Annotated in this window: 20 protein-coding genes; 16 read left to right on the top strand and 4 right to left on the bottom strand. The window is 53.3% G+C overall.

From position 1 onward, the window contains the following. Positions 1–48 precede the first annotated feature (48 nt). The 13 genes from BN3795_RS04820 to BN3795_RS04760 all read left to right on the top strand — a co-directional run bounded on the left by BN3795_RS04820 (position 49) and on the right by BN3795_RS04760 (position 17,437). Entirely contained in the window at positions 49–987 is a 939-nt protein-coding gene (locus BN3795_RS04820; protein ID WP_068783579.1) for a carbohydrate ABC transporter permease, read from the top strand. Between the two features lie 16 nt (positions 988–1,003). Then, a complete protein-coding gene (locus BN3795_RS04815; protein ID WP_068783578.1) occupies positions 1,004–1,837 on the top strand; it encodes a carbohydrate ABC transporter permease in 834 nt (277 codons plus the stop codon). 32 nt (positions 1,838–1,869) lie between these two features. Next, positions 1,870–3,300: an ABC transporter substrate-binding protein gene (locus BN3795_RS04810; RefSeq protein WP_068783577.1), complete on the top strand. Its 1,431-nt coding sequence runs from the start codon at positions 1,870–1,872 to the stop codon at positions 3,298–3,300. Between the two features lie 17 nt (positions 3,301–3,317). Continuing rightward, positions 3,318–5,102 carry a glycoside hydrolase family 2 protein gene (locus tag BN3795_RS04805; RefSeq protein ID WP_068783576.1) on the top strand — a complete coding sequence of 595 codons (1,785 nt, stop codon included), beginning with the start codon at positions 3,318–3,320 and terminating at the stop codon, positions 5,100–5,102. Then, positions 5,099–6,868 carry a glycoside hydrolase family 2 protein gene (locus BN3795_RS04800; RefSeq protein WP_068783575.1) on the top strand — a complete coding sequence of 590 codons (1,770 nt, stop codon included), beginning with the start codon at positions 5,099–5,101 and terminating at the stop codon, positions 6,866–6,868. Before BN3795_RS04805 ends, BN3795_RS04800 begins: the two co-directional genes overlap by 4 nt. Before the next feature lie 205 nt (positions 6,869–7,073). Continuing rightward, on the top strand, positions 7,074–8,048 hold the full coding sequence (locus BN3795_RS04795; RefSeq protein WP_068783574.1) for a glycoside hydrolase family 43 protein: 975 nt from the start codon (positions 7,074–7,076) through the stop codon (positions 8,046–8,048). Positions 8,049–8,327: 279 nt separating this feature from the next. After that, positions 8,328–10,070 carry an extracellular solute-binding protein gene (locus BN3795_RS04790; protein ID WP_068783573.1) on the top strand — a complete coding sequence of 581 codons (1,743 nt, stop codon included), beginning with the start codon at positions 8,328–8,330 and terminating at the stop codon, positions 10,068–10,070. A gap of 123 nt (positions 10,071–10,193) precedes the next feature. Further along, positions 10,194–11,165 (top strand): ABC transporter permease, encoded by a 972-nt coding sequence (locus BN3795_RS04785; protein ID WP_068783572.1) that lies wholly within the window; start codon positions 10,194–10,196, stop codon positions 11,163–11,165. A 14-nt stretch (positions 11,166–11,179) separates the two neighbouring features. Then, positions 11,180–12,112: a carbohydrate ABC transporter permease gene (locus tag BN3795_RS04780; RefSeq protein WP_068783571.1), complete on the top strand. Its 933-nt coding sequence runs from the start codon at positions 11,180–11,182 to the stop codon at positions 12,110–12,112. A gap of 2 nt (positions 12,113–12,114) precedes the next feature. Next, positions 12,115–13,533 (top strand): family 43 glycosylhydrolase, encoded by a 1,419-nt coding sequence (locus BN3795_RS04775; RefSeq protein ID WP_068783570.1) that lies wholly within the window; start codon positions 12,115–12,117, stop codon positions 13,531–13,533. Positions 13,534–13,626: 93 nt separating this feature from the next. After that, positions 13,627–14,577, top strand: a complete 951-nt coding sequence (locus BN3795_RS04770; RefSeq protein ID WP_068783569.1) for an ArsR/SmtB family transcription factor — start codon at positions 13,627–13,629, stop codon at positions 14,575–14,577. Positions 14,578–14,798: 221 nt separating this feature from the next. Further along, positions 14,799–16,553, top strand: coding sequence for a glycoside hydrolase family 2 protein (locus BN3795_RS04765; protein ID WP_068783568.1), 1,755 nt, complete (start codon positions 14,799–14,801; stop codon positions 16,551–16,553). A 23-nt stretch (positions 16,554–16,576) separates the two neighbouring features. After that, a complete protein-coding gene (locus BN3795_RS04760) occupies positions 16,577–17,437 on the top strand; it encodes an MBL fold metallo-hydrolase (protein ID WP_068783567.1) in 861 nt (286 codons plus the stop codon). Between the two features lie 593 nt (positions 17,438–18,030). Here BN3795_RS04760 and BN3795_RS04755 read toward each other — a convergent pair. Beyond that, positions 18,031–18,990, bottom strand: a complete 960-nt coding sequence (locus BN3795_RS04755; RefSeq protein WP_068783566.1) for a helix-turn-helix transcriptional regulator — start codon at positions 18,988–18,990, stop codon at positions 18,031–18,033. Positions 18,991–19,131: 141 nt separating this feature from the next. Between BN3795_RS04755 and BN3795_RS04750 the strand changes: the two genes are divergently transcribed. Continuing rightward, the gene (locus tag BN3795_RS04750; protein ID WP_068783565.1) at positions 19,132–20,016 is read left to right on the top strand and encodes an SDR family oxidoreductase; all 885 of its coding nucleotides are present in this window, start codon (positions 19,132–19,134) and stop codon (positions 20,014–20,016) included. Between the two features lie 124 nt (positions 20,017–20,140). On the opposite strand, the gene BN3795_RS04745 is transcribed toward BN3795_RS04750, so the two are convergent. Next, positions 20,141–20,578: a DUF2500 domain-containing protein gene (locus BN3795_RS04745; RefSeq protein ID WP_068783564.1), complete on the bottom strand. Its 438-nt coding sequence runs from the start codon at positions 20,576–20,578 to the stop codon at positions 20,141–20,143. A gap of 472 nt (positions 20,579–21,050) precedes the next feature. Between BN3795_RS04745 and hflX the strand changes: the two genes are divergently transcribed. Next, positions 21,051–22,340: a GTPase HflX gene (hflX, locus tag BN3795_RS04740; RefSeq protein ID WP_068783563.1), complete on the top strand. Its 1,290-nt coding sequence runs from the start codon at positions 21,051–21,053 to the stop codon at positions 22,338–22,340. Positions 22,341–22,480: 140 nt separating this feature from the next. Then, on the top strand, positions 22,481–22,951 hold the full coding sequence (locus tag BN3795_RS04735; RefSeq protein ID WP_068783562.1) for a GNAT family N-acetyltransferase: 471 nt from the start codon (positions 22,481–22,483) through the stop codon (positions 22,949–22,951). Between the two features lie 82 nt (positions 22,952–23,033). Here the strand turns inward: BN3795_RS04735 and BN3795_RS04730 are convergent, their stop codons facing one another. Further along, positions 23,034–24,653: a sensor histidine kinase gene (locus BN3795_RS04730; RefSeq protein WP_110945013.1), complete on the bottom strand. Its 1,620-nt coding sequence runs from the start codon at positions 24,651–24,653 to the stop codon at positions 23,034–23,036. Then, positions 24,650–25,336: a response regulator transcription factor gene (locus BN3795_RS04725; RefSeq protein ID WP_068783561.1), complete on the bottom strand. Its 687-nt coding sequence runs from the start codon at positions 25,334–25,336 to the stop codon at positions 24,650–24,652. The genes BN3795_RS04730 and BN3795_RS04725 overlap by 4 nt, the downstream gene beginning before the upstream one ends. Positions 25,337–25,543 lie beyond the last annotated feature (207 nt).

The following is a 25,543-nucleotide window of genomic DNA, read 5'->3' as shown; positions in this document are numbered from 1 at the left end:
CAGTACGTTAAGCAGTACAAACCTAACCTGCGGGGAAGGAATTCAGCAATGGAAAGCGCAACAGAAAGGGGTGAGGGGATTTATATGAAAGCGGATACAGGGCGCACGAAAAAACTTTCAGAGAGAATGCTGCCCTATATTTTCATTAGCCCCGCCGTATTACTAATCACTTTATTGGCTATAGTGCCTTTGCTTTACTCCGTATACATCAGCATGCTGAACTATAACCTTTCATTACCAAACAGCATGATCAAGTTTGGGGGATTGGAAAACTACCGATATATGTTCAGCAATGGTCCGTTTATGAAGTCGATCGGGTGGACGCTGGTTTTTACCTTCTTCACGGTGGCTATAAACGTAACGTTAGGCATGGTGCTGGCACTGATTTTGAATAATGAGAAAGTTAGCAGGCAGACAAGGATTTTCAAAAGCCTATTTATTCTACCGATGATGTTGGCTCCCGTCGTGTCGACAACGATGTGGAAGATCTTGTTTGGTGCCATTTACGGCCCAATCAATTATTTAATCCAGTCACTCGGGCTGGAAGCGGTCGCCTGGACAGGAGAAACGCTGCCGGCAAAGATCGCCATTATTCTCATCGATGTTTGGGGCTCCACCCCATTTTGTATGCTCATCTTGATCGCAGCTTTGCAAACGGTACCAAAGGATATTTATGAAAGTGCATATATCGACGGGGCTACCCGCTTCAAAACGTTCTTTAAGATTACACTGCCTCTGATTCGAAATTTTATTGCGCTGGTCGTTTCGTTGCGGGTGATGGACGCTTTGAAGATATTCGATTCGATCATGATCTTGACGGACGGTGGGCCAGGGGACTCGACAGAGACGATGGGAACGATGATTTACAAGACAGCGTTTCGTTATATGAACGTTGGGGCAGGGTCTGCCGGAGCGTTGATCTTCTTTGCGATCATCGTCGTCGTCACGCTGTTATTTCTGAAAGTGCTTCGTAACGAACGACAATAGAAAGGGGGGGAGAACTATGAAAAAGCATTATGCCGAGAAAAGCGCGCTCTACCTGTTGTTACTGCTATTCGTCGTCCTGTTTTTGTTTCCCATCTATTGGGCTGTGACGACGTCGTTCAAGTCGGTGGGCCAAATCATGAAAGTACCTCCTGAATTTTTTCCCTCCCAGTGGGTTTTGGGAAACTATGTCGAGGTCTTTACGGAGCATCAAATCGGAACGTATTTTCTGAACAGCTTAATCGTCGCCGTAACGACAACCGTATGCACTTGTTTCGTTGCCACATTTGCCGGCTACGGATTTTCGCGGTTCAGGTTCAAAGGCAAAGCCTTTTGGCAATATGCCATTATCGTCATGCGGATGGTTCCCGGGCTCGTGTTTATCATCCCATACTATATTATTTTTCAGAAACTAGGGATTCTCGATACGCTGTTTGGGCTCATTATCGTTTACATTACCGCCTCGCTGCCATTGGCCATCTGGCTGTTTATGGGCTTCTTTGATGAGTTGCCGACCGAGATGTTTGAAGCGTCCCGCATTGACGGCTGCAGCGAATTCGGCACCTATTGGAGGATCGCCTTGCCTTTGATCGTGCCAGGGATCGTCGTAGCTTCCATTTTGGTATTCCTGGCGGCCTATAATGAGTTCAGCTTGTCGCTGGTTCTCGTATTCACGGATCAAAACAAGACGCTTCCGCTTGGGATCAGCGGCATGATTCAACTGCAGAAGGACACGCCGTTTGGCACCTTGGCTGCTGCGGGCACCATCGCTTTCATACCGGCCCTCATTCTTGCGTTAACGACGCAAAAATACGTCCAAGCCGGGATTACCGCCGGAGCAGTCAAAGGTTAAAAAAAGAATATACTTTCTAGGGGGAACTGAAGATGAGAAGAAAGTGGAAACTGACGATGGCATGCTTATTGGCATCCACACTGGTGCTTGGGGCATGCGGTGCGAAAAAGGATGAGGCTGCAGCGCCGAAAGGCGAGGGAGAAATCAAAGAAATCACGGTGCAAGCCCCTGACGTGCTCGGGATCAAGTTGGAGGATCTGAACGGAGGAGGAACACTGGGAGGGCAATACGAAGGACAAAAGATTATAGTTGCCACAAGAGCGGGTGATTTTGCGGACGCTTTGAAAAATGCCGCCCAATATTTCGAACAAGCTTCGGGCGCGAAGGTGGAAATTCAAAGTTTTCCGGCAGGAACCGACGTGGAGAAAATCCAGCTCGACCTGAATACAGGAAATCACTTTGATGCCGTTTTGATGCCGGTGGCTAACGTGCACGGTTACGCGGAAGGTGGACTGATCCAGGATTTGCAGCCTTATGTGGATTCCATCGGAAGCCCCAATTTAGATTTGGAAGATTTTATCCCAAGCTTGTTGGAGAGCTATGGCAAATATAAAGGGAAGTTGGTTGCTTTCCCGTACAAGCCGGATTCGCAGCTATTCTTCTATCGTAAAGACCTGTTCGAAGACCCGGAGATCCAGAAGCAGTATAAGGAGAAAACAGGGAAAGAGCTGGCGGTGCCAACTACAGTTGAGGATTTCCTGGCGACGGCCGAGTTCTTCACGCAGAAATATAATCCCGATTCTCCGACCAAATACGGGTATAGTTCAATGGCATCCAAGACCAACAGCCGTTTGATCTGGCAAAATCGGTTGGCGGCATTCGGCGGGAAAGACGTTGATGAAAATTTCAAACCGGCATTTAATAACGAAGCGGGCCTGAAAGCCATGGAAACGATGCTTGAGTTGCGCAAATATGCCCCGTCGGAATGGCTTCAATTGGGATGGGATGAAGCTAACGCCTTGTTCGCCAGCGGCGAGGTGGCCATGATGGAACAATGGCCGGGGCTGTTCAGCACAATCGAAGGCGAACAATCGAAGGTCAAAGGAAAGGTTGGTTTTGGTGTTACGCCAGGAGGGTCGCCGACAATGGGCGGTTGGGCGATCGCGATGACGAATACGACCAAGTATCCCGAAGCGACCTACAAGTTCCTAGAATACGTTACCTCGAAAGACGGGGAATTGTTGAAAATCGGATACACCATGGATCCGACCCGGACATCCAATTATGAACGTCCGGAAGTGATGGCTTCCAATCCGATGTATTCGGCCCTGCTGGAATCCTTATCGGCGGCTAAAATTCTGGTCGATCCGGACGTACCGTTCGTCTCATCGAAGTTGAACGATATTATGGAGAATGCAATTCAGGCGGTTTTACGGGATTTCCTAACCCCGCAAGAAGCGCTGGATCAAATGGAGAAGGAATTTGAAAAAGAAATTAATTATGTTGGCTTGGGGCAATCATGAGGGGAGATGCAAACAACATGAACGGCATAAATCCGCGCGGGGAATACCCGCGCCCCCAGTTTGAGCGAGATTTGTGGCTAAGCTTAAACGGGGAATGGCAATTTCAGTTTGACGATCAGCAAGTTGGCATAACTGAAGGGTGGTATAGGGATAAGGAGTTAGAACAAACGATCCGTGTGCCTTTCTGCTATCAAAGCGAGTTAAGCGGAATCGGTGTTACAGAATTCCACGATACCGTATGGTATAAGAGAACGATCGATATTCCCGAGGAAATGAAGGGAAAGCGGATCATTTTACACTTTGGAGCGGTGGATTATGCTTCTACGGTTTGGGTGAATGGCCAGATGGTGGTAACCCATGAAGGGGGACATACCCCGTTTAAGGCGGACATCACCCATGCGCTGAGGGAGTCCGGTTCAAACACAATCACGTTGCGTGCCCAGGATTTCAGCAAGGACGTCACCTTGCCGCGCGGCAAGCAATACTGGAAAGAACAATCCGAACTGATCTTCTATACTTCGACGACAGGAATTTGGCAGCCTGTATGGATGGAGGCGGTAGCGCCGATTCATTTGCGCCAGGTGTATTATTATCCGGATATCGACCGGAATGAAATCGGGATTCATTACGCTCTGGAGGGCTGGACGGAACAGGCGGAAATCACGCTGCAGACCGTCATTTCCTTTGAGGGAGAAACGCTGGTTGCCGATGAATGCAAGATGACAGCCCCAGAGCAGAAGCGACGGATCGAACTGCATGATTTCAACGACCATGGCATGGGACGATGGTGGAGCCCGGAACATCCGAATCTGTATGAGGTGGAATACCGGGTGTTCGTTAACGGCGAATTGCTCGATTCAGTCCGTAGTTACTTCGGGATGCGCAAGGTATCCGTGGACAGCGGCAAGCTGTGTCTAAATAACCGTCCGTTTTATATGAAGGCCGTTCTGGATCAAGGCTACTTTCCGGGAGGGATCTTAACGGCTCCGTCCGATGAGGACCTGCGACGCGATGTGGAGCTGACCAAGCGCATGGGGTTCAACGGCGTCCGGAAACATCAGAAGATCGAAGATCCACGCTTTCTGTATTGGTGCGACAAATTGGGACTCGTCGTTTGGGGAGAGGCTGCCAATGCCTATGCTTTCAGCGAGAATTACGCGAAAAGGTTTACAGCCGAATGGGCCGAAGCCATTCATCGCGATTTCAACAGCCCTTCGATCATCACTTGGGTGCCGCTGAATGAAAGCTGGGGGATCCCGAACGTGAAGGTGGACGAGCAGCAACGTCAGCATGCCATCGCGATGTACCACTTCACCAGATCGTTGGATCCAACGCGGCTGGTTATTTCCAACGACGGTTGGGAGCATGCGCAATCGGACTTGTGTACGATTCATGACTATCGGTGGGATTACGAGGATTTAACCCAAAAATACAGCCGGATTGAAACGGCGCTCGACGCTCCGCAAAATCGGGATATGTATGTGAAGGGCTACCGTTACGAGGGACAACCCGTTTTGATGACGGAATTTGGAGGAATTTCATTTCAGACTGGAGTTCAGAGCGGTTGGGGGTACTCGGGAGCCAGCGATGTTAAGGATTTCGAACAGCGGGTGAAGGCCGTCATTCAGGCCATGCACGATTCGCCGTTAATCCAAGGCTACTGCTATACGCAATTAACCGACGTGGAGCAAGAAATCAACGGGTTGCTAACCTTTGATCGCGAACCGAAACTTCCTTTGGATACGATCCGGCGATTTAACGAAGGGAAGTTTGGACCAGAGGAGGAGTTAGAACTACCATGACAGAACCTAGATCGGAATATCCGCGTCCGCAATTTGTCAGATCATCGTGGCGCAGCCTGAACGGATCGTGGTCGTTTGCGTTTGATGATCGAAATCTCGGGGTTAAGGAGAAGTGGCATCAAGGGTCAGCGGAATTTCCAATGGAAATCCGCGTGCCCTTTTGTTACCAAAGCGAGCTTAGCGGCATCGAGGACAAAGGGGTACATGAGCGCGTCTGGTACGAGAAAACCTTTACGATCCCTGATGAATATGCGGGGAAACGAGTGATTTTGCATTTCGGTGCAGTGGATTACGAGTGCCGGGTTTGGGTGAACGGCATGCCGGCAGGCAACCACCGAGGCGGTTTCTCTTCCTTTTCATTCGAGATCAGCGATCTGATTGCCGGGAAGGATAACCGGATCACCGTGATGGCTCGGGATGATCTTCAGGATTTGACGATTCCTCGGGGCAAGCAGTACTGGAAGGCCAAAGGAGAGGTGATGTGGTTTACGAACATGACCGGGATTTGGCAGTCCGTCTGGCTTGAGTTTGTGGATGACGTTTATTTGGAAAAGGTTCGATTCACGCCGCATCTGGATACGAATGAAATCGAAATTCAAACCTTTATTGATGGCTGGGATGAACGATACCGGATCGAATTGGATACGCGTATCGAATTTGCCGGAGAAGTGATCGCTGAAGAACGCAGACGCCTCCTTGCCGGAACCGAAAGCTGGCGCGTCAATCTGCGGGATTTCAACGATCACGGCCTGGGTCGGTGGTGGTCGCCGGAGAAACCCAACCTGTACGACGTTCATTTTGAGCTGAAAGTGGACGGACAGACGGTGGATTCAGTTGACAGTTATTTCGGAATGCGCAAGATCTCGGTCGATGGCGGGAAGCTATGCCTGAATAACCGGCCTTATAAGATGAAGCTCGTGCTGGATCAAGGCTATTTTCCCCAAAGCCTGTTGACGGCCCCGACGGAAGAAGCGCTGCGCCGTGATGTCGAATTGTGTAAGGAAATGGGATTCAACGGAATGCGTAAGCATATGATGGTGGCGGACCCTCGATACCTGTATTGGTGTGACAAGCTAGGTGTGTTGGTTTGGGGAGAAATGGCGGCTGCCTATGTCTACAATGAGCAGTATGCTTATCGAATGATCGAGGAATGGAAAGAAGTCCTCGAGCGTGATTACAATCATCCCTCCATCGTCGTTTGGGTTCCGCTAAATGAAAGCTGGGGAGTTGCGGATATCTATTACAACGAGAAACAGCAGCACCATGCGCAATCTCTGTACCATATTACGAAATCGGTTGACTCTACGAGATTGGTGATTTCCAATGACGGGTGGGAGCATTGCAAATCGGACTTATGTACGGTGCATGATTATTGTAGAGACCCTGAGATATTGGAGCGGCGATACTCGAGCATTGACCATATCCTTACCGACATGCCGGGGCTCGAGGGGCGTAAGTTCATCTATAACCCCGGATTTTCCTATCAAGGCGAGCCGGTGTTGTGTACCGAATTCGGGGGAGTCAACTACCAGGTCGAGCCAAGCTCGCCTGTAGTGGAACCAAGAGCGGAGAACGAGGAGCAGTTTATAGCCCAATTGGTGGACGTGATTCATCCCTACGTGTCTTCCCAACTGGTTCAAGGGTATTGTTACACGCAATTGACGGATACCGAAACCGAAATCTGCGGCTTGTTGACCTGGAATAGGGAGCCCAAGGTGCCGCTAGAGGTTATTCGAAAAATGAACGAAGGATATCGTGAATTTTAAAAAACGGAGAGGACTGAAGTGCCGTCAAAAAAAGCTTATGTCACGTAAAGGCGCGCTGGCATAAGCTTTTTTTTGTTCCGCTCTCTATGAAAACGTTGACAATCGGCCGACAAGGGATTAAGGTGATAAAAATTTAATAAAATGTTTGTAATAAAACAAAATTTTGTTGTGATTTTGGACCTATTTTAGGTTTAGGAGGATGAGTATGGAATCAAAAACATTTGCGAACCCGATTTTGTCAAACGGTGCTGATCCTTGGGTGATTCGGCATCTCGATGGAAGCTACTATATGTCGGTCACGTTAGGCGACCGGATCGCCCTTTGGCATAGTCCGGCGTTGACCGGACTGGGGCAGGTTCAACCGAAGACCGTATGGGTTCCTGAGCCAACCGGCCCTTTTTCCCGAAATCTATGGGCGCCGGAGCTGCACTGCATCGACGGGCGCTGGTACATCTACTATACGGCCAATGACGGCGGCGGGGACGAGACGAGACGCGTCTGTGTGCTCGAACTTAAGGGCGATGATCCGATGAATGGCGAGTGGCGATTTAAAAGCGCGGTGAACACGGAATTTCCGGGACTGGACGGAACCGTACTGCAGCACCAGGGCGAGCTGTATTTCTTTTATTCCGGATACGGTCACTTTCCCGATTACGGATCGGCGATTTACGCTGCCCGCATGACCAATCCGTGGACGCTGACAGGTCCGAATGTGCGGATTACAGCTCCAACGGAGCCTTGGGAGAAGCAAGGCGGGATGGCGATTAACGAAGGGCCCGTCTTCTTGCGGCGCAACGGCTGGATTTTTCTCGTCTTCTCGGCAAGCGCCACCTGGTCGGACGATTACTGTCTCGGCATGACGCGGATCCCGGAGACTGCGGACCTGCTGAACGCCGACTCCTGGATCAAACAGAGCGGCCCTGTCTTTGCCAAACATCCGTCGGCCGGAGTCTATGCGCCGGGGCACAACAGCTTCACCGTTTCGCCAGACGGCACCGAAGATTGGATCGTCTACCACGCTTATAATTATTCCGAGGCCCATCAGCAACGCTCGGCGGGTTCTCCCCGCAGCACAAGACTCCAAAGCTTCGGGTGGAAAGCGGACGGGATGCCGGATTTTGGGGTTCCGTCAGGCATTGGCACGCCAATCCCACGGCCCGCGGGAGAAACAAACAAGTGAAATTATTTGCAATATTTTTGGAATTAACCGTTTGATCTGCCATACCACATGAATGCATGAAAGAAAATTAAGAACCAGTAAAATGAAAGCGTTGACATTAGGTTGCTGCGGAATTATAATCAACGCAAATATACAAAATAATTGTAATAAAACAATAATATTGGTTATTGGGAGTGTGTGCGATGGTGGAGGGGGCTGGACCGATGCGAAAGGGGCGATGAGAAGCAGCGATGATATCGGGGGTTCGTTAAGTTTGAGATTAATTTATGGGAGGGTTCTATGAACAACAAATCGAAACGTAGCTTTGGTCTTCTCTTCGTGATGATTCTTGCGGTCTCGATGATTGCCGCGTGCAGCGGGGGCGGTTCGAACAATGTTTCCCGGAACGATACCGCCGAGAATGTGTCCGAAGAGCCGCAGAGCAACAACACGACGTTTATGGATATCAGCGCGGACATCCGCGGGAATACGACGCCCACTCCGGAGCAAATCAATGAAATCAATACCACGCTGAACGATACTTATTTGGGCGATATTTTTGACGAGAAAATTCCGAACGACTACTCCGCTTATCCTTTCAAAGGGGATGTGACGCTGGATGTCTGGATGCCCGCCAACCGCAATATTCCGGATATGAACAACCACGCCATCCAGAAGCAAGTGGAGAAATTGACGGGGATCAAGGTCAACTTCATCACCCCGCCGGTAGGGCAGGAAGCGGATGCGTTCACCCTGATGATCTCTTCCGGTGACTTGCCCGACATCATTATCGAACCCGGCCGATATCCGGGAGGATTAGAGGCGGGCGTCAACGATGGCGCGTATTTGGATCTGACCGATTTGATGGAGAAGAATGCTCCGAACTACACCGCCTGGCGGAATTCCGACGAGACGAGAAGAAAAACGACGGTGACCGATAGCGGCAAGCTGCTTGGTTTCTACGGCATTGCCCCTTATTCGGAATGGATGTGGTTCGGCATGCTGATCAAGCAGGAGGCGCTGGACAAAACGGGGCTTCCGGTGCCGGAAACGATTGACGAGTGGCATGCGTTCCTAACCAAAGCCAAGGAAGTCGGTTACAGCGAACCGCTGAACTACGGGTCGAACTATGGCCAGATTTTTACCGGCATTTTGAACGGTGCCTACGGCGTTTGGGACTGGACGTTCTTGGATAATAACGGCAAGGTGGCCTGGGGCCCGGCCCAACCAAAGGCGAAGGAATACTTGGCGATGATGCAGCAATGGAATAAAGAAGGGCTGCTGAACAAAGACTGGGCGACGGCCGACTTTAACCAAAGAATGTCCAGCGCCATTTCGAGCAAGACCGCCGTCATGATGGATTCGCCCGATACGATGTGGAGCTATTGGAAAGAACAGAACAATATTGACTTCGTTGGCGCACTGAACCCGGTGCTGAACAAAGGGGATAAAGCCGCAACAACGTATAAGAACTTCAAGCGTACGGGGACCGAAGCCGCGGTCACGACCCAGGCCGATAACGTTGAAGCGGCGATGGCCTGGCTGGATTTCGCCTACACGAAAAAGGGCTGGGAAATCTATAACTACGGCGAATACGGTACGGTACATCTGATCGATGAGAACGGCAAGCCTTATTATCCGGAAAATAGCTACATGTACAACGATCCCGACGGCCAACCGGTGGCCGTTGCACTGGATAAGTACCGCAGACACAGCTGGCCGAACATTCGTGACGAACACAATTCCAATGCACTGATCGTAGCCAAAGGCAGCTATTCCGGCGATATCAGAAAGGTTTGGACCGAGAACATGGACGCGAGCCCGGCGATACCTCCGATTTCGTTTACGAAAGAAGAAGCCTCGCGGGAAGCGGAGTTGGGCAACCAGTTGTCCACGCTCCGAGGCGAATATTTTGCCAAAATCATCAAAGGCGAGCTGCCGGTAGACGCTTATGACAAGTTCCTGGACGAAGCCAAGAAGATGGGGCTGGACGAATTCCTGAGCATTCATCAGGCGGCGTTGGACCGTTATAACAACAGATAATCGCAGGACGGACAGCCTGAGGAAATGCGCGATAGATAACGAGGGTGACCGGGTGTTAATAAGCCTTGGGCCCCTCGTTATTGTTTCAGAGAATTCGGAATAAGAAGAGTAGGTGATTCGTTCATGGAGATCGTCCGCAAATCAAGTCAAATCGATCCTTCCGCCGGGGTTCCGAAGCCTAAAAACACGAAAAAGACGATTCAAAAGGATCTGAAGAAGAATTGGTTCGTCTACTTACTGGCCATTCCGGTGGTCGCTTGGTTTCTCGTCTTTTGTTACGGCCCGATGTGGGGCGTTCTCATTGCCTTCAAAGATTACAAACCGTTGCTCGGATTCGCCGAAAGCGACTGGGTCGGATTTAAGCACTTCATTGATTTCTTTCAGGGACCGTACTTTTGGAGAGTCATCAAAAATACGCTTCTCCTCAATGTGTGGGGAATCGTTTTCGGATTCACTGCCCCGATTATTTTGGCATTAATGCTCAACGAAATCCGCGACGGGAAATTCAAAAAATCCGTACAAACGATCACGTATATGCCTCACTTTATTTCCTTGGTGGTCGTCTGCGGGATCATCCATATCTTCACGGCGGATGAAGGCGTTGTGACGCAAGTCGTGCAGTGGATTACGGGCAAGGAATACACTTCGCTTCTCGGGTACTCCTCCTTTTTTAGGCCGATTTACACGTTCTCCGGCATCTGGCAGAACATCGGCTGGGACAGCATTATTTATTTAGCCGCGATGAGTTCGATCGATCCGGCCCTGTATGAGGCGGCAGAGATTGACGGCATCGGCAGAATCAAAAAGATGTGGTACATTACGCTGCCGCAAATTACCCCGATCATCGTCATCCTGTTCATTTTCGCGATTGGCGGACTGATGGCGTCCGGATACGAGAAAATCATTTTGCTATACAATCCTCTCACTTATGATACGGCCGACGTTATCGCCTCTTACGTTTACCGCAGGGGTTTAAGGGAAGCCAGTCTCAGCTTTTCTACCGCGGTCGGCTTGTTTAGCGCCGTGATCAACTTTGCCCTGCTTTGGGCGACCAACCGGATCGCCAGACGCACATCGGAAGTGAGCTTATGGTAGAGAGGGGGGCGACCATGTCCAGTCGAAAGCTAAGAATACATCGGCACTGGAAGCCGAAGACGACCGGGGACCGCATTTTTGACGCAATGAACTACATTTTGCTGACAGCCATAACCTTGATCTGTTTTTATCCGCTGCTGCATATTTTACTTGCTTCCGTCAGCGACCCGACGGCCCTTATGGCGCATAGCGGAATCTTGCTAAAGCCGCTCGGGTTCACGTTGGATGGATATAAGCTGGTTTTTAAAGACAACAGCCTGCTGGTCGGTTACAGAAATACGATCATCTATGTGGGACTAGGTACGCTGCTCAATATGGTCATGACCATTATGGGGGCCTTCGTTTTATCGAGAAAAGATTTGTATTTCAAAAATTTCATCATGATTCTGATTACGATCACGATGTTCTTCGGCGGCGGGTTGATTCCGTGGTTTTTGCTGATGAAGGACCTCCATTTGTATAACAATCTATGGGCGATGATACTGCCGACAGCTTTAAGCACATGGAATATCATCATTTTAAGAACAAGTTTTCAGGCGCTGCCGGCCGAACTGGAGGAAGCGGCCACCATTGATGGCGCAAGTCAGGCAGCCATTTTGATCCGGGTGATTCTGCCGCTATCCAAGGCTACTTTGGCGGTGATATTCCTGTACTATTTAGTTGGAAACTGGAATTCTTGGTTTAACGCGATGGTGCTGCTGAAGGATCGGGAGTTGTTCCCGCTGCAGCTGCTAATGAAAGAAATTTTGGTCGCCAACGATTCCACGGCAACGACGATCGGCAGCGCGGGTGGCGTCGTCATCGACAGTGCTCAGAGTTCCACCGCGTTCCGCGAGCTGGTGAAATATTGCGCGATCGTCGTGTCCACGGTGCCGATTTTGGTCGTGTATCCGTTCTTGCAGAAGTATTTTGTCAAAGGTGTCTACGTCGGATCAATCAAAGGATGAGCATGAGCATGGAAAAGAGAAGATTCGGAAAAACGCTGCTGCCCGCCATTTGTCTGTTTCTCCTGTCGCAGGTGGGGTGTGCCGGCTCCGGCGCCGGGGCAGCGAATCGGGATGATTTCTATAACCTCCTGATGCAGAACGGGGCGGATCCTTGGATTTACAAACATACGGACGGATATTATTACTTCACGAAGACGACCGGCGGTGATGTTACGGTCTGGAGATCCGCCAGCCTGACCGGCGTAGATGCGGCTCCCCGGAGGGTCATCCCAACGGGCGGCCACAACATCTGGGCTCCCGAGCTTCATTATATCGATGGCGCTTGGTATATCTACTACGCCATGGATGACGGAGACAATGCGAACCATCGCATGTACGTGATGGAGAATACCTCAGCCGACCCGACTCAAGGCGTGTGGGAACAAAAAGGGCAAATCACCGACTCGACCAACCGCTGGGCGATTGACGGCACCGTGCTGCAACTGGACGGACAATTGTATTTTATCTGGTCCGGTTGGGAAGGCGAGGTAAATGTCCGTCAAAATCTATACATCGCCCATATGAGCAACCCGTGGACGATCGATTCGGAGCGTGTGGAAATCGCCCGACCGACCTATGCCTGGGAGACCAACCATTCGCCGCATGTAAACGAAGGTCCGCAGGTGGCGGTTCGAAACGGGACGATTAATCTGGTCTACTCAGCGAGCGGCAGTTGGACCAATGATTATTGTCTGGGGTTAATCACAGCGGACGTGACCCGCGATTTGCTGAACCCGGCTTCCTGGCATAAGAGGGAGGAGCCGATTTTCGTCTCCGGGAACGGGTTGTATGGCCCGGGTCACCATTCCTTCACCACGTCTCCCGATGGCAAAGAGGATTGGATCGTTTATCATGTAGCCAAATATAAGGACGCGGGCTGGAGTCGGGAAGTGCGGATGCAACGCTTTACCTGGAATGAGGATAACACCCCGAACCTCGGCGTTCCCGTCGACCCGAACTTACCGTTGCCCCTGCCTTCAGGGGAAGCGCGCCGCACTCGCTATGAAGCGGAGAAAGGGACTTTTGGCGGCGGGGTGTCCGCGCTGACTAGCGCTTCAGCCTCCAGTGGGAAGAAGGCGGGGCGTTTCGAGGCGGCGGATAGTGATGCGGAGTACGCTGTCCAAGCAGCAGCGGGAGAATACCTCTTGTTCGTGAGAGCTGCGAACGGGAGTCCTGCCGGTGAGGCATCCTATATTGAACTAAGCGTGAATTCGGGAACCCCCGTCACGCTTTCCGTCCTGCCGAAGGGATGGGAGAATTGGGGGCTGGCCACCGCCAGGATTCAGTTAAAGGAAGGGAAGAACACACTGCGGTTCGCCAAGGACCGCGGGGAGTTTGAATTGGATTTCTTCGATATCATGCCGTTGACGATCCCGGAATGATGATAAACTTTAGGAATATTGATTTATTACAGCTTTATGTAGTAAAGTCAAGAAAGTAAGATCATTTTTCGGGAATACGATACGGAGGATCCTATGCTGGAAGTCGGTATACACGAACCGGATAAGCTGGTTCAGGTGGCTCACGCTCTGTCCACACGCTCCCGCGTGGACATTCTTCGTCTGCTCAATACGCGGAGCATGAATATTATAGAACTTGCCGAGAGCCTGGGGCTGCCGGTGTCAACGGTTGCGAACAACGTGAAGGTGCTGGAGTCAGCTAAGCTGATTCATACGGAACTGCTTCCGGCTGTCCGTGGGGCGATGAAGGTGTGCAGCCGGAATTACGACGATATTCTCATCTCGCTGAATACGAGCATCCGGACGTCGAAAGATGGGATGAAGTTCTACGAGGTCGAAATGCCAATTGGTCATTACAGCGATTGTGAGGTTCATCCTACGTGCGGGATGGCGTCCAGCGAAGGCATGCTGATTCGGGAGGATGAGCCGGCCAGCTTCTATCACCCTAAGCATGTTGCGGCGCAGATTTTATGGTTCCGCAAAGGGTATGTGGAGTATCAGTTCCCGCTGGAGATCCCGCAGAATGCGCGGATCCAGTCGCTGGAGCTCTCAATGGAGATGTGCTCTGAAGCGCCGAACTACGATAATGATTGGCCATCGGACATCTCCGTTTGGCTCAATGGGATGGAGATCGGTATGTGGACGAGTCCCGGCGACTTCGGGGATCGGCGGGGCGCTTTAAATCCGCCCTGGTGGGAAGACTGGACGACGCAATACGGCTTATTGAAAACGTGGCGGGTTGACCACGAGCGTACGACGTTGGACATGCAGAAAGTCTCCGATATCACCATCAGTGATCTGCAGCTCGACCAACGGCCGAGCTTGCGCGTGCGGATCGGCGTTAAGCCGGATGCGATTCATAAAGGCGGCGTGAATCTGTTCGGCAAGCAATTTGGCGATTACGACCAGGATTTAGTGCTTCAAGTCGCTTACACGATAGATGACGACTCGCAATCGAGTGTCTAAGCTTTGGATAAACCATCGTTTCTTTTGGAACGATGGTTTTTTTTGTTTGTTAGCTCATTAGTTACAAAAAGTTTGGAAAACAGAAAAACTGTTATAATTCCTAACAAATTAAATTGAAAACGTTGACAAAACGGGGTGATGTGGATATATTTAGCTTGAATGATACAAAAATTATGTATTAAAACAAAAAATATTATTTGCAGATTTAAAGGAGCGTAAAAATGACAAACCCGCAATTACGCAGCGAATACCCCCGTCCTCAGTTTGTCCGCGAGGCCTGGATGAGCTTGAACGGTCAATGGGAGTTTGAATTTGACGATCAAGGCATCGGCGAAAGGGAGGGTTGGCACGAGGGGCATGATTTCAGTCGAACTATTAACGTGCCGTTCTGCTACCAGAGCAAACTCAGCGGCATCGGCGATCCGGCGGTGCATGACCAGGTTTGGTATCGAAGAACCTTTACCGTCCCGGAGTCCTATCAAGCCGAACACCTGCTGCTGCATTTCGGTGCCGTCGATTACGAAGCCAAGGTTTGGGTGAACGGCCAACTGGTGGCCATGCATGAAGGCGGACATACGCCGTTTACGGCCGACATCTCGAATGTGCTCGCCGAAGGCGAGAATACCGTTGTCGTGAAGGCGACAGACTACAGTCGCGACGTCTCCCTGCCGAGAGGCAAGCAATACTGGGAGGACCAGTCTGCGGGGATCTTCTATACGCGGACGACCGGTATTTGGCAAAGCGTCTGGCTCGAGCCGGTGCCGAAGACGCGAATCGATCGGATCCAGTTAATTCCGGACATCGACAAGAACGATATCGGTCTCGAGGTGTTTTTGTCGGGACATCAAGCCTCAGTGAAGACCAGCATGAAAGCTGTCATCACGTTTAACGGTGAATTTGTTGCGGAGGACTGCTTCTCCTTAAGCCACGAATCGGGGCGCCGGGTGATTCATCTGGATGATTTTAACGATCATGGGCTGGGGCGCTGGTGGACACCGGAACGACCGAACTTGTACGACCTGGAACTTACGCTGCTGGTCGACGGTATGGCTGTGGATACGGTCCAAAGTTATTTCGGGATGCGCAAAATTTCAGTGGAAGCCGGTAATCTGCACCTAAATAATCGTTCCTACTATATGAAGCTGGTGCTGGATCAGGGTTATTTTCCCGAGGGGCTGTTAACGGCACCTAGTGACGACGATTTACGCCGCGATGTCGAGCTTACGAAAGAGATGGGCTTTAACGGCGCACGGAAACATCAGAAAATCGAAGATCCCCGCTATTTGTATTGGGCCGACAAGCTGGGGCTGTTGGTCTGGGGAGAGATGGCCAATGCCTACCAGTTTACCGAGCGTTACGCCGGCCGGATGACGCGCGAATGGTTGCAGGCCGTGGAGAGGGATTTCAACCATCCTTCTATTGTGGCCTGGGTTCCGCTTAACGAAAGCTGGGGCGTAACCAATATTTTGATCGACGAACAGCAGCAACACCATGCGTTATCGCTGTATTACCTAACCAAATCGCTGGACCCGACGCGGCCGGTCATTTCCAATGACGGATGGGAGCTGGTCACGACGGATTTGGTCACCATCCATGATTACGAATGGCGCAAGGAAGTGCTGGAGGAGCGGTATGCAACCGTCGAAACCGCCTTGACCGTGAAACCCGGCAATCGGATGATCCTGGTGCCCGGCTTCCCATACAAGGGGCAGCCCATATTGGTTACGGAGTTCGGCGGAATTTCGTTTAAGACGAACGAATGGGAAGGCTGGGGATATTCGGGAGCGACAGACGAGGAGGATTTTGCGACGCGGTTGCAGAATGTTATCGTACCGATGCTGCAATCCCCGGTGGTTCAAGGTTTTTGCTATACCCAGCTGACGGACGTGGAGCAGGAAATCAACGGCCTGCTGACTTATGACCGCAAGCCGAAGCTGCCGCTGGAGAAGATTCGATCGATTGTAGCGGGATCCTAACGATCAAGGAGTGCCTCAACCCAATGACAGAACAAAATCGAACAGGCGCCGCATTGATCCGGGAGATCGCCCGGACGGAACCCCCTCACGGAACCTTGGCCATTTGGTATCTCGGTCAGGAAAGCGTGATCGTAAAAGGGGACGGGATCACCATTTATGTGGATCCCTATCTGTCGGGCGATCTGGACGCCGGCGATTGGCGGCGTACATTTCCGGCGCCGATCGCACCGGAAGAGATAGCAGGCGTCGATCTCTGCCTGATTACGCATGAACACGACGATCATATGGATGTCAAGACGCTGCCTTGGCTGCATCGTAGCAGCCCGGCGGCGCCGATTCTCGCGCCGGCGAGCTGCAGGGCGGCCTTGCAGGAGATGGGTATCCCGGACTCGGGGCTTCTCACCGCGGATGACCGCCGGCCGCTGGAGTTATTCTCCAAGCTGCGATTGACGCCGATTGCAGCAGCCCATGAGCAGTTGGAGCGGGATGCGGACGGCAACCCCCGGTATGTCGGATATGTCCTGGAGCTGAACGGTGTGACGCTTTACCATGCCGGAGATACGCTGGTTTATCCGGAGTTGATCGAGCGGGTTGGCGCCTTGAAGCCGGACATCGCGCTGCTGCCGATTAACGGGCGGGATTATTTCCGTCAGCAACGAGGGATCGTCGGCAACATGGACTACCGGGAAGCGGCGCATTTCGCCCGGGCTATCGGCGTGGATACCGTGGTTCCCCTGCATTATGACCTGTTCGCGGTGAACGCGGAGAAGCCGGGCCACTTCGTGGATTATATGTACGAGCGGTTTCCCGAGCGGAAGGCGCATGTCATGGCGCGGGGCGAGCGATTCGTGTACGTTTCGCCGCATGCCTTTCTGCAGGATTAATCAGAGAAAATAGTCGGCCGGAGGTTTATCATTCTGGCTGGCTATTTTTATTGGCGGGAGGGCGTGGGGGTCTCTGCGCGGCTTCTTTGCACCATTATCCCTTTCGGTAAGGGGGGGAGTTTGCGACTCATGGTTTTCGAATCCATTATGAACCGCCTTTGCACCAATCGACTAACAACGACTAACAACGACCAACAACGACCAACAACGACTAACAACAATCACGAACCGTCTGTGAACCCATTCTGCCCCCATCGTGATCTCCAGTTAGAAACCCATTGCGAACCCATTGCGAACCACCCGTGAGCTATTCGTGAATTAATCGTGAATTAATCATGGACCATTAATGAACTACTCATGAACTACTCATGAACTACTCATGAACTACTCATGAACCACCCATGAACCATCCATGAACCACCCGTGAACCACCCGTGAATTACTCATGAACCACAATTACAGATGAACCACCGATAAACTAGAACTAATCACGAACCACTCACGAACTATTCACGAACTACTTATGGATTGAACCTGGGCCGGTCTGACCCAAAGGGATAATCCTGCAAAGCGTTCGGACACAGTGTAGTCACCTAACGCGCATACAACGCGAGGATTGCCCGGGCTTCGGCCGTTACCCGTTCCCGCAGTTCCGAAGGCTCCAGCACCTCCACATCCCGACCGCCTCTCAGGATTACCCCGCATGCCCAATCCAGCGTCTGGAGATCGACCTCCATCAGATGTTGCCCCTGTTTATCGGGCCCTTCCACGTGGAGTACATTGACAAACCGCTCTCTGCGCAGCCGGTTCAACCCGGTTTCGGTGGCCCGGACCCGCGCGAGATAGCGAGGCAGCTCGGATTTAAAGCGGGCGGTCGATTGCTCCCAATACGCTTCCAGATCAAAATCGCTCGGCCGAACGAATGTCTCATCTAGGACATGTGCCTCCTCCAGCCGGGAGATGCGGAATGTTCGAAGCTTGCCTTCCGGTTCCTGTTCGGCCGCCAAGTACCACACATCGCGCTTGGCGATGAGTCCCAGGGGACGCACGATCCGCTGGGTGACGTCCTCCTCCTTGCGGTAGCGGATGCTCAGCTTCCGCTCGGCCCATACCGCTTCCTGCACAGCAGAGAGCCAAGGGACAGCCTCCTTTGAGGCGTGCCAGCCGGCCCCGTCGATATGGATACGCTCGCGGATCAACTCGGCGTCTTGCCGGATCGGCGCGGGGGCGGCAGCCAGCAACTTTTGGTAAGCAGTCTGAAAGTCCCCCTGAATCCCGAGATCCTTCAGCAACTCGTTATGGTTCGTCAATAGCAGCGAAACGATTTCCTCCGGCCGCATGCCGGTCAGATTCGTCCGGTAGCTGTCCGCCAGCACCCACCCGCCGCGGGAGCCGCGCTCTGCATATACGGGGATGCCCGCCGCGCTTAACGCCTCGATATCACGGGCAATCGTCCGCTCCGACACCTCCAGCCGCTCCGCCAGCTGGCGCGAGCTCATTTTTCCGCGATTCTGCAGCAGCAGCAATATCGTTAACAATCGATCCGCACGCACTCCATTTCCTCCCTCGGCTCGAAATGAAATTTATCTTGGAATGATTATATCACGGATATAAGACAATAGATGTCATATATACTTTGTTATCCTACAAAGGCACGTAGCGAATTTCGAGCAGGAAAGGAAGCGTACGAAACCATGGACAAGAAACCATTAGCGGGAAAAGTAGCCGTCGTTGCCGGGGCAACGCGCGGAGCAGGCCGGGGAATCGCCGTTATGCTGGGGGCAGCGGGGGCGACGGTTTATTGCACCGGACGAAGCATTCGGGGAGAGGCGTCGGACATCGGCCGGACGGAGACGATTGACGAGACGGCCGAAATGGTGACCGCCCGCGGCGGAATCGGGATCGCCGTCCGCACGGACCATACCTCGCCGGAGCAGGTCAAGGCGTTGTTCGAACGAGTGGAGAAGGAACAGGACGGGCGTTTGGACATTCTGGTGAACGATATTTGGGGCGGGGAGAGCCTAACCCATTGGAACACGCCGTTCTGGGAGCAACCGTTGGCCGATGGGCTCCTGATGCAGGAGCGGGCCGTTCAAACCCACCTCATTACGAGCTACTACGGGGTACCGATGATGATCAAACGGAAGGAAGGCCTGGTCATCGAAATTACCGACGGCTCGACCTACAATTACCGGGGCAATGTCTATTACAGTTTGGCCAAAATCTCGCCGATCCACCTGGCCGCCGCCATGGCCGAGGAATTGAAGGAGCACAACGTGACGGCATTGGCGGTGACGCCGGGATTCTTGCGCTCCGAGCAGATGCTGGATTACTTTGGCGTCCAGGAAGCCAATTGGCAGGATGCCATTGAGAAGGAACCGTTATATGCCGAATCCGAAACGCCGTATTTCGTCGGGCAAGCGGTGGCCGCCCTGGCCGCTGACCCGAACGTTCGCGACAAAGCCGGCCAATCCTTGACCAGCTGGGACCTCTCCGACGAATACGGGTTCATCGACATCGACGGACGTAAGCCGCATTGGGGCAATTTCGCGCGCGAGCGCGGACTGCCGGTGAACTGACGATATCGGACAAAGAAGCGCGGATGCAAGAGAGATTTCTCTTGCACCGCGCTTCTTTTGTTTGACACTGCTTGGCCTGCGGCCTGTGTCGTGCGGAATCGCCTTCGTATCCGCCGCAAACCGGCTAATACGTCCCTTCGCTTGGGCGCTGTGCCGTATCGCGCTCGAACGCCACAATCCAGTCGCCCTGGACGGCGGCATACCCGACATCGCCTTCGGCAACGAGGCCGTACAGATTTTTCACATCCAAATACTCCTGACGGCTGCCATTATCGAACTCCAGCGTGATGTAATAATACGTCCGGGAGGACGAGCTGTGCATTGCATTGTTATCATTCATGTGACTGGAGCTGTGCTTCACGTCCATCCGTTTGGAGACGATTCGCGCATATCTTGTGTCCCGCGGGGAGCGGGCGTTCTTGGCATAACGAACCCCACTGGAAACCATCAGCACGATGAAGATAATGATAAAAATCACCATAAATACGGGGATAATCGTAAACATGATGTCGCCGCCCCCGACACCGCCTCCGCCAAACGGAGAGGGACCAAATCCGTTCATAGGTTCCGCCTCCTCCTTCGTTGTTCTTCCAACAGCGCAAAGTCCGGCTGGTAGCCGTCCGTCGGTTGTTCTTCCTTATATACGCAAAAAAGGAAAGATTGTTTCAGACCACGCCGAATCAAGGGGGGCAGATGTTCCGTGGATTGTGAACGAATACGAATTGTGATAAACTGGAATCACTATGAAAAGAACGGAGGGTTCCTCGTGTTGTACATTAAATTCCGTTTCACCACTTTGCGCGGCTAATTGAATACTGCCAAAGGCTCTGCACCTGTGCAGGGCGAACGGGATAGGTGTGCTATGATAAAGGGAACCACATGGAACTTTAGAATAGAATATGCCTGATTTGGCCGGGAACGCGGACGGGATAGATATCCTGAGTTCGCGGGTTTCGGGCTGTTTTGGGAGCCGTTTGCGTAAACACAGGTGCCGTGCCTGTGTTTATTTTTTTCCTAAAGGGAGGAACTCGAATATGACAGAACAACTGCAACAGCAAGTAGAGCAAAAAGCCATCCTGGTTGGCGTGAATTTGAATCATCAGACGGATTTTGACTATTCAATGGAAGAGTTGGCGAATTTGACGGAGGCCTGTGACATTGAAGTAGTAGGCGTGCTTACGCAAAATCTGCCTAAAGTTACCCCGTCGCATTATATCGGCACGGGGAAAATCGCGGAGGTGCGGGCGCTGATGGAGGCGCACGGCGGCAATCTCGTTATTTTCAACGACGAGTTATCCCCATCGCAGCTCCGCAATCTGGAGTCCGATCTGGCGTGCAAGGTTATTGACCGGACGCTGCTGATCCTGGATATTTTTGCGGAACGGGCCAAAACCCGCGAGGCCCAGCTTCAGGTCGAAGTGGCCCGGCTAAAGTACATGCTGCCGCGGCTCGTCGGGCTGCGGGAATCGCTGGGCCGCCAGAGCGGCGGGGTCGGCACGAAGAACCGCGGTGCGGGGGAAACGAAGCTTGAGCTCGACCGCCGGCGGATCGAAGAGAAGATCACCGCGCTCAGCCGCGAGCTGGAGACTTTGGTTGCCCATCGCCAAACCCAGCGTAAGCAGCGTAAGAAGAACGACGTGCCTGTCGTCTCGCTCGTTGGCTACACCAACGCCGGTAAATCGACGATCATGAACGCGCTGCTTGAGACGTATAGCCCCGGGCAGGAGAAGCAGGTGCTGGAGAAGGATATGCTGTTCGCCACGCTGGAGACGTCCGTCCGCAACATTCCGCTGGAGGATAACAAAGCCTTTCTGCTGACGGACACGGTTGGTTTTGTGAGCAAGCTGCCGCATCACCTGGTCAAGGCGTTTCGCTCCACATTGGAGGAAGTCTCCGAAGCCGATCTGCTGATCCACGTCGTGGATTATTCCAACCCGGAATTTGCACGGATGATCGAGATCACCCATCAGACGTTAAAAGAAATCGGCATCACCGACATCCCGGCGATTTATGCCTATAACAAATCCGATCGAACGGAACAGGCGATCCCGGACGTTCAGGGAGATATCATCTATCTCGCCGCTAAACCCCGCATCGGCATCGCCGAGCTGGTGGATGAAATCCGCCGGCGGATTTTTAAGGACTACGTCAAGTGTACGATGCTGATCCCTTATGATAAGGGGTCCCTGGTTTCTTACCTGAACGAGCACGCCAACGTGCTGGATACGAGCTATGAAGCCGAAGGGACGAAGCTGGCTCTGGAATGCCGGCAAAGTGACTACGGAAGATACAAGGAGTATGTGATCGAAGCGGCAGCAGAGTGACGGGAGACATGAGGTATGGCTGAGGGCCGGGGCCGGTCCCGTTGGGTGGCGCAAGGTTCGGAAAAAGGTTGTCGGATGGGTGGGCAAGACGTATAATAGCCCTCAAAACCACGTCTTTCTAACAAAGGAGATCGAAAATCATGTCCGATATGTTAGTAAGGTTATACGACCTGCCCCCGTTCGAATCGGTAGAGCAGTACGAAGCGCGGACCGGGATTACAATTCGCCGGGCGATTGGCCCGGAGAAACATGTTGTCGCGAAATGGGTAGGCGAGCACTTCAACGCGCATTGGGTTAGCGAATGTGAAGTGGCCTTTGCCCACACGCCGATTAGCTGCATCATCGCCACGGAGAACGGCAAGTTGCTCGGCTTTGCCTGCTATGACACCACGATGAAAGGGTTCTTCGGACCGACCGGTGTCGATGAACAGGAGCGGGGCAGGGGCATCGGCAAACAACTGCTGCTCTATACGCTTTATCTGATGCGGATGGACGGCTACGGTTATGCCGCGATTGGCGGCGCGGGCCCGAAGGACTTCTACGCCAAGACGACCGGCGCGGTTGTGATCGAGGGCTCGGAGCCCGGGATATACAAAGGGATGCTGCGATAGTGCAGCATCCCTTTGTTGTTGTGGCCCCAGGTGGTTAATTCGTTGGCCGGCCAAGCGGCACGTATCCCCGCGCCCGCTCCGGTTATATCGCTGGCAGCGTCACCCGGAAGGCCGCGCCTTGGCCCGGCTCGCTGCGAACCTCGATCTTGCCGCCGTGGGCTTCGACGATCGATTGCGAGATCGAGAGGCCGAGCCCGGCTCCGCCATGTTTACGCGTGCGGGAGGCATCGATCCGATAAAATCGCTCGAATACATGCGGCAAATGCTCGGCAGCGATGCCGGGCCCGTTGTCCCGAACCTCCAGCTCGGCCAGGTTGGACTGAGCGGACAGGCGCACGGCGATCGTCCCCCGCTGCGGATCGGTGTGCTGAACGGCGTTGTTAAACAGGTTCAGTACGACCTGCTTGATTTTGTCGCAGTCGCACCTCGCGGTCAACCCCGGTTGCAGATCGAAGCGAACTTCGCGATCTTCGGCCAGTATCCGCAGATGCGGCTCCATCTCCGCGATCACTTCGTCCAGCCGCACCCGGGTCCGCTGCACGACCGGGGTGCGGTCGAGCTTGGCCAGCGTGAGCAAGTCCTCGACCAGCTTCTTCATGCGCTGCGACTCGCCCAGCATGCTGTTCAGCGCGGCGTGCAGCTGCTCCGGCCGGTTGGCGGCCCCTCGCAGCAGGACCTCCAAGAAGCCGTGGATCGAAGTGAGCGGCGTCCGCAGCTCATGGGAAGCATCGGCGACGAATCGGCGCATTTGCTCCTTCGCTTCGCGCTCGGCATCGAACGAGGCTTCCAGCCGCTCCAGCATCCCGTTAAAGGAGGCGCCCAGCCGATCAACTTCGGATTGGCCTGAGGCAGCCGTGAACCGGTTGCCGAGATTGCCGGCATTCGTATCTTCGACGGTGTGCACCATCTGGTTCAGCGGCGTTAAGGTTCGGCGCAAAATCGGCAGGTAGAGCGCCAGCCCGCCGGCCAGCGCCAGAAGTGAGAGGCTGAGGAAAGTCAGCAGTTGGCGCATCACAACCTCGCGCAGCGGCGCGGTATAGGTGCCCATCTGCACGAGCCAGGCCCGTTCGCCTTGTTCGCCCGGCAACTCCACCAATCGGAAGACGACTAGCTGTTCCTTTCCCGCTACATCCTCGAGGATGCGGTAGCCTTCCGGTGTCGGTCGCCCGGGCGGAGCTTCTTCGAACAGCGCGTCATATTCCGCATCGGACAGCCGGGGGGCAACTGCGCCGGAAATGGCATTCAAATCGATAAAACCGCTGTCGCTGTTGATAATGGCCAGCGAGGCATCGGGAATAAACAATTGCGTGGGACGTCCGCCGCCTCCCTCCCCGCCTCCGGCTCCGAGGTGGGGCCGATCGACATACGCCGCGTCACCGGCTGGATCAGCCTCCGGCCTAAGCCGGCCCCAGCGTTCGGCCGGCTGTCCCGCCCGTGCAAACACGTCCCGGAGCGGGCCGCGCATCTGCGAGACCATCGTTTCGGCTTGGTTCTTGTACAAGAAGTCCTTCATGATGACATATTGGAAGACGCCGATCAGGATCAGGAGCGCGGCCAATATCAGGAGGGAACGGGACAACAGCTGGTATCGGAGCGAGCTCGGGGAAATCACGCTCCGCAGCCTTCGGGCCAACTGCTTCCCGGCAGCAGCGATCCGCTTCCCGGCAGCTCGTGTCCGGTCTTCGCCGCCGAAGGGCTTCATGGCAGATCTACGCGGTAGCCCGCGCCGCGCAGCGTTCGGATCAGCCGGTGCTCCCGGTCGTTCAATTTTTCCCGCAAGGATCGGATGTAGACCTCCACAATATTCTCCTCGCCGCCAAAGTCGTAGCCCCAGACTTTATCCAAAATCCTCGTTTTGCTTAAGACGATCCCCTGGTTCAGAACCAAATATTTCAACAGCTCGTATTCGGTAGGGGATAACTCCAGCACCCGTTCCGAATAGGAGATCTCCTTGCGGCGATCGTCCAGACGGAACGGGCCGATCACCACCTCGCCGAACAGAGCCGGGAACTGATTGCGCAGGCGGGCGCCGATCCGGGCCAGCAATTCCTCAAAGCTGAAAGGCTTGACGACATAATCGTCAGCGCCGATCGTCAGCCCTTTCACCCGATCATCCACCTCGTCCTTCGCCGTCAGCATGATGATGGCGACATGATCGCCGTTCTTTCGCAGCAGCCGGCAAACTTCCCAGCCGTCCATTCCCGGCATCATGACATCGAGCACGATCACGTGAGGTTGAAACTCGGCCGCGATAGCGACCGCAGTCATGCCGTCGCCGGCGGTACGCACCTCAAATCCTTCATTTTGCAGCCCCAGCTCAAGGAACTGCGCGATATGCGGCTCATCATCCACCAACAGCACCTTAGCTCCTTTGACCTGCTTCATCTCTATAATCCCCCTTGCACCTGTCCCTACATGTCTAAACTAGGGTACCTCCATTATGCACGATGATCCTGAACGTTTGCTGAATGCCGCTTCCCCGCTATTATTCTTTGATCGTACCCGGTTTGTCCAGGGAAGTAAATTGCAGGAGCGGTGCCCGGACGGCGGTCTTGATTGCTCCTCCGCTAATAAGCTATACTTTTGACATGA

Origin of the sequence: Paenibacillus phocaeensis, assembly GCF_900021165.1 — a bacterium.
Taxonomy (GTDB): domain Bacteria; phylum Bacillota; class Bacilli; order Paenibacillales; family Paenibacillaceae; genus Fontibacillus; species Fontibacillus phocaensis.
The sequence above is the reverse complement of the archived record's forward strand: the minus strand, read 5'-3'. Positions and strand labels throughout refer to the sequence as shown.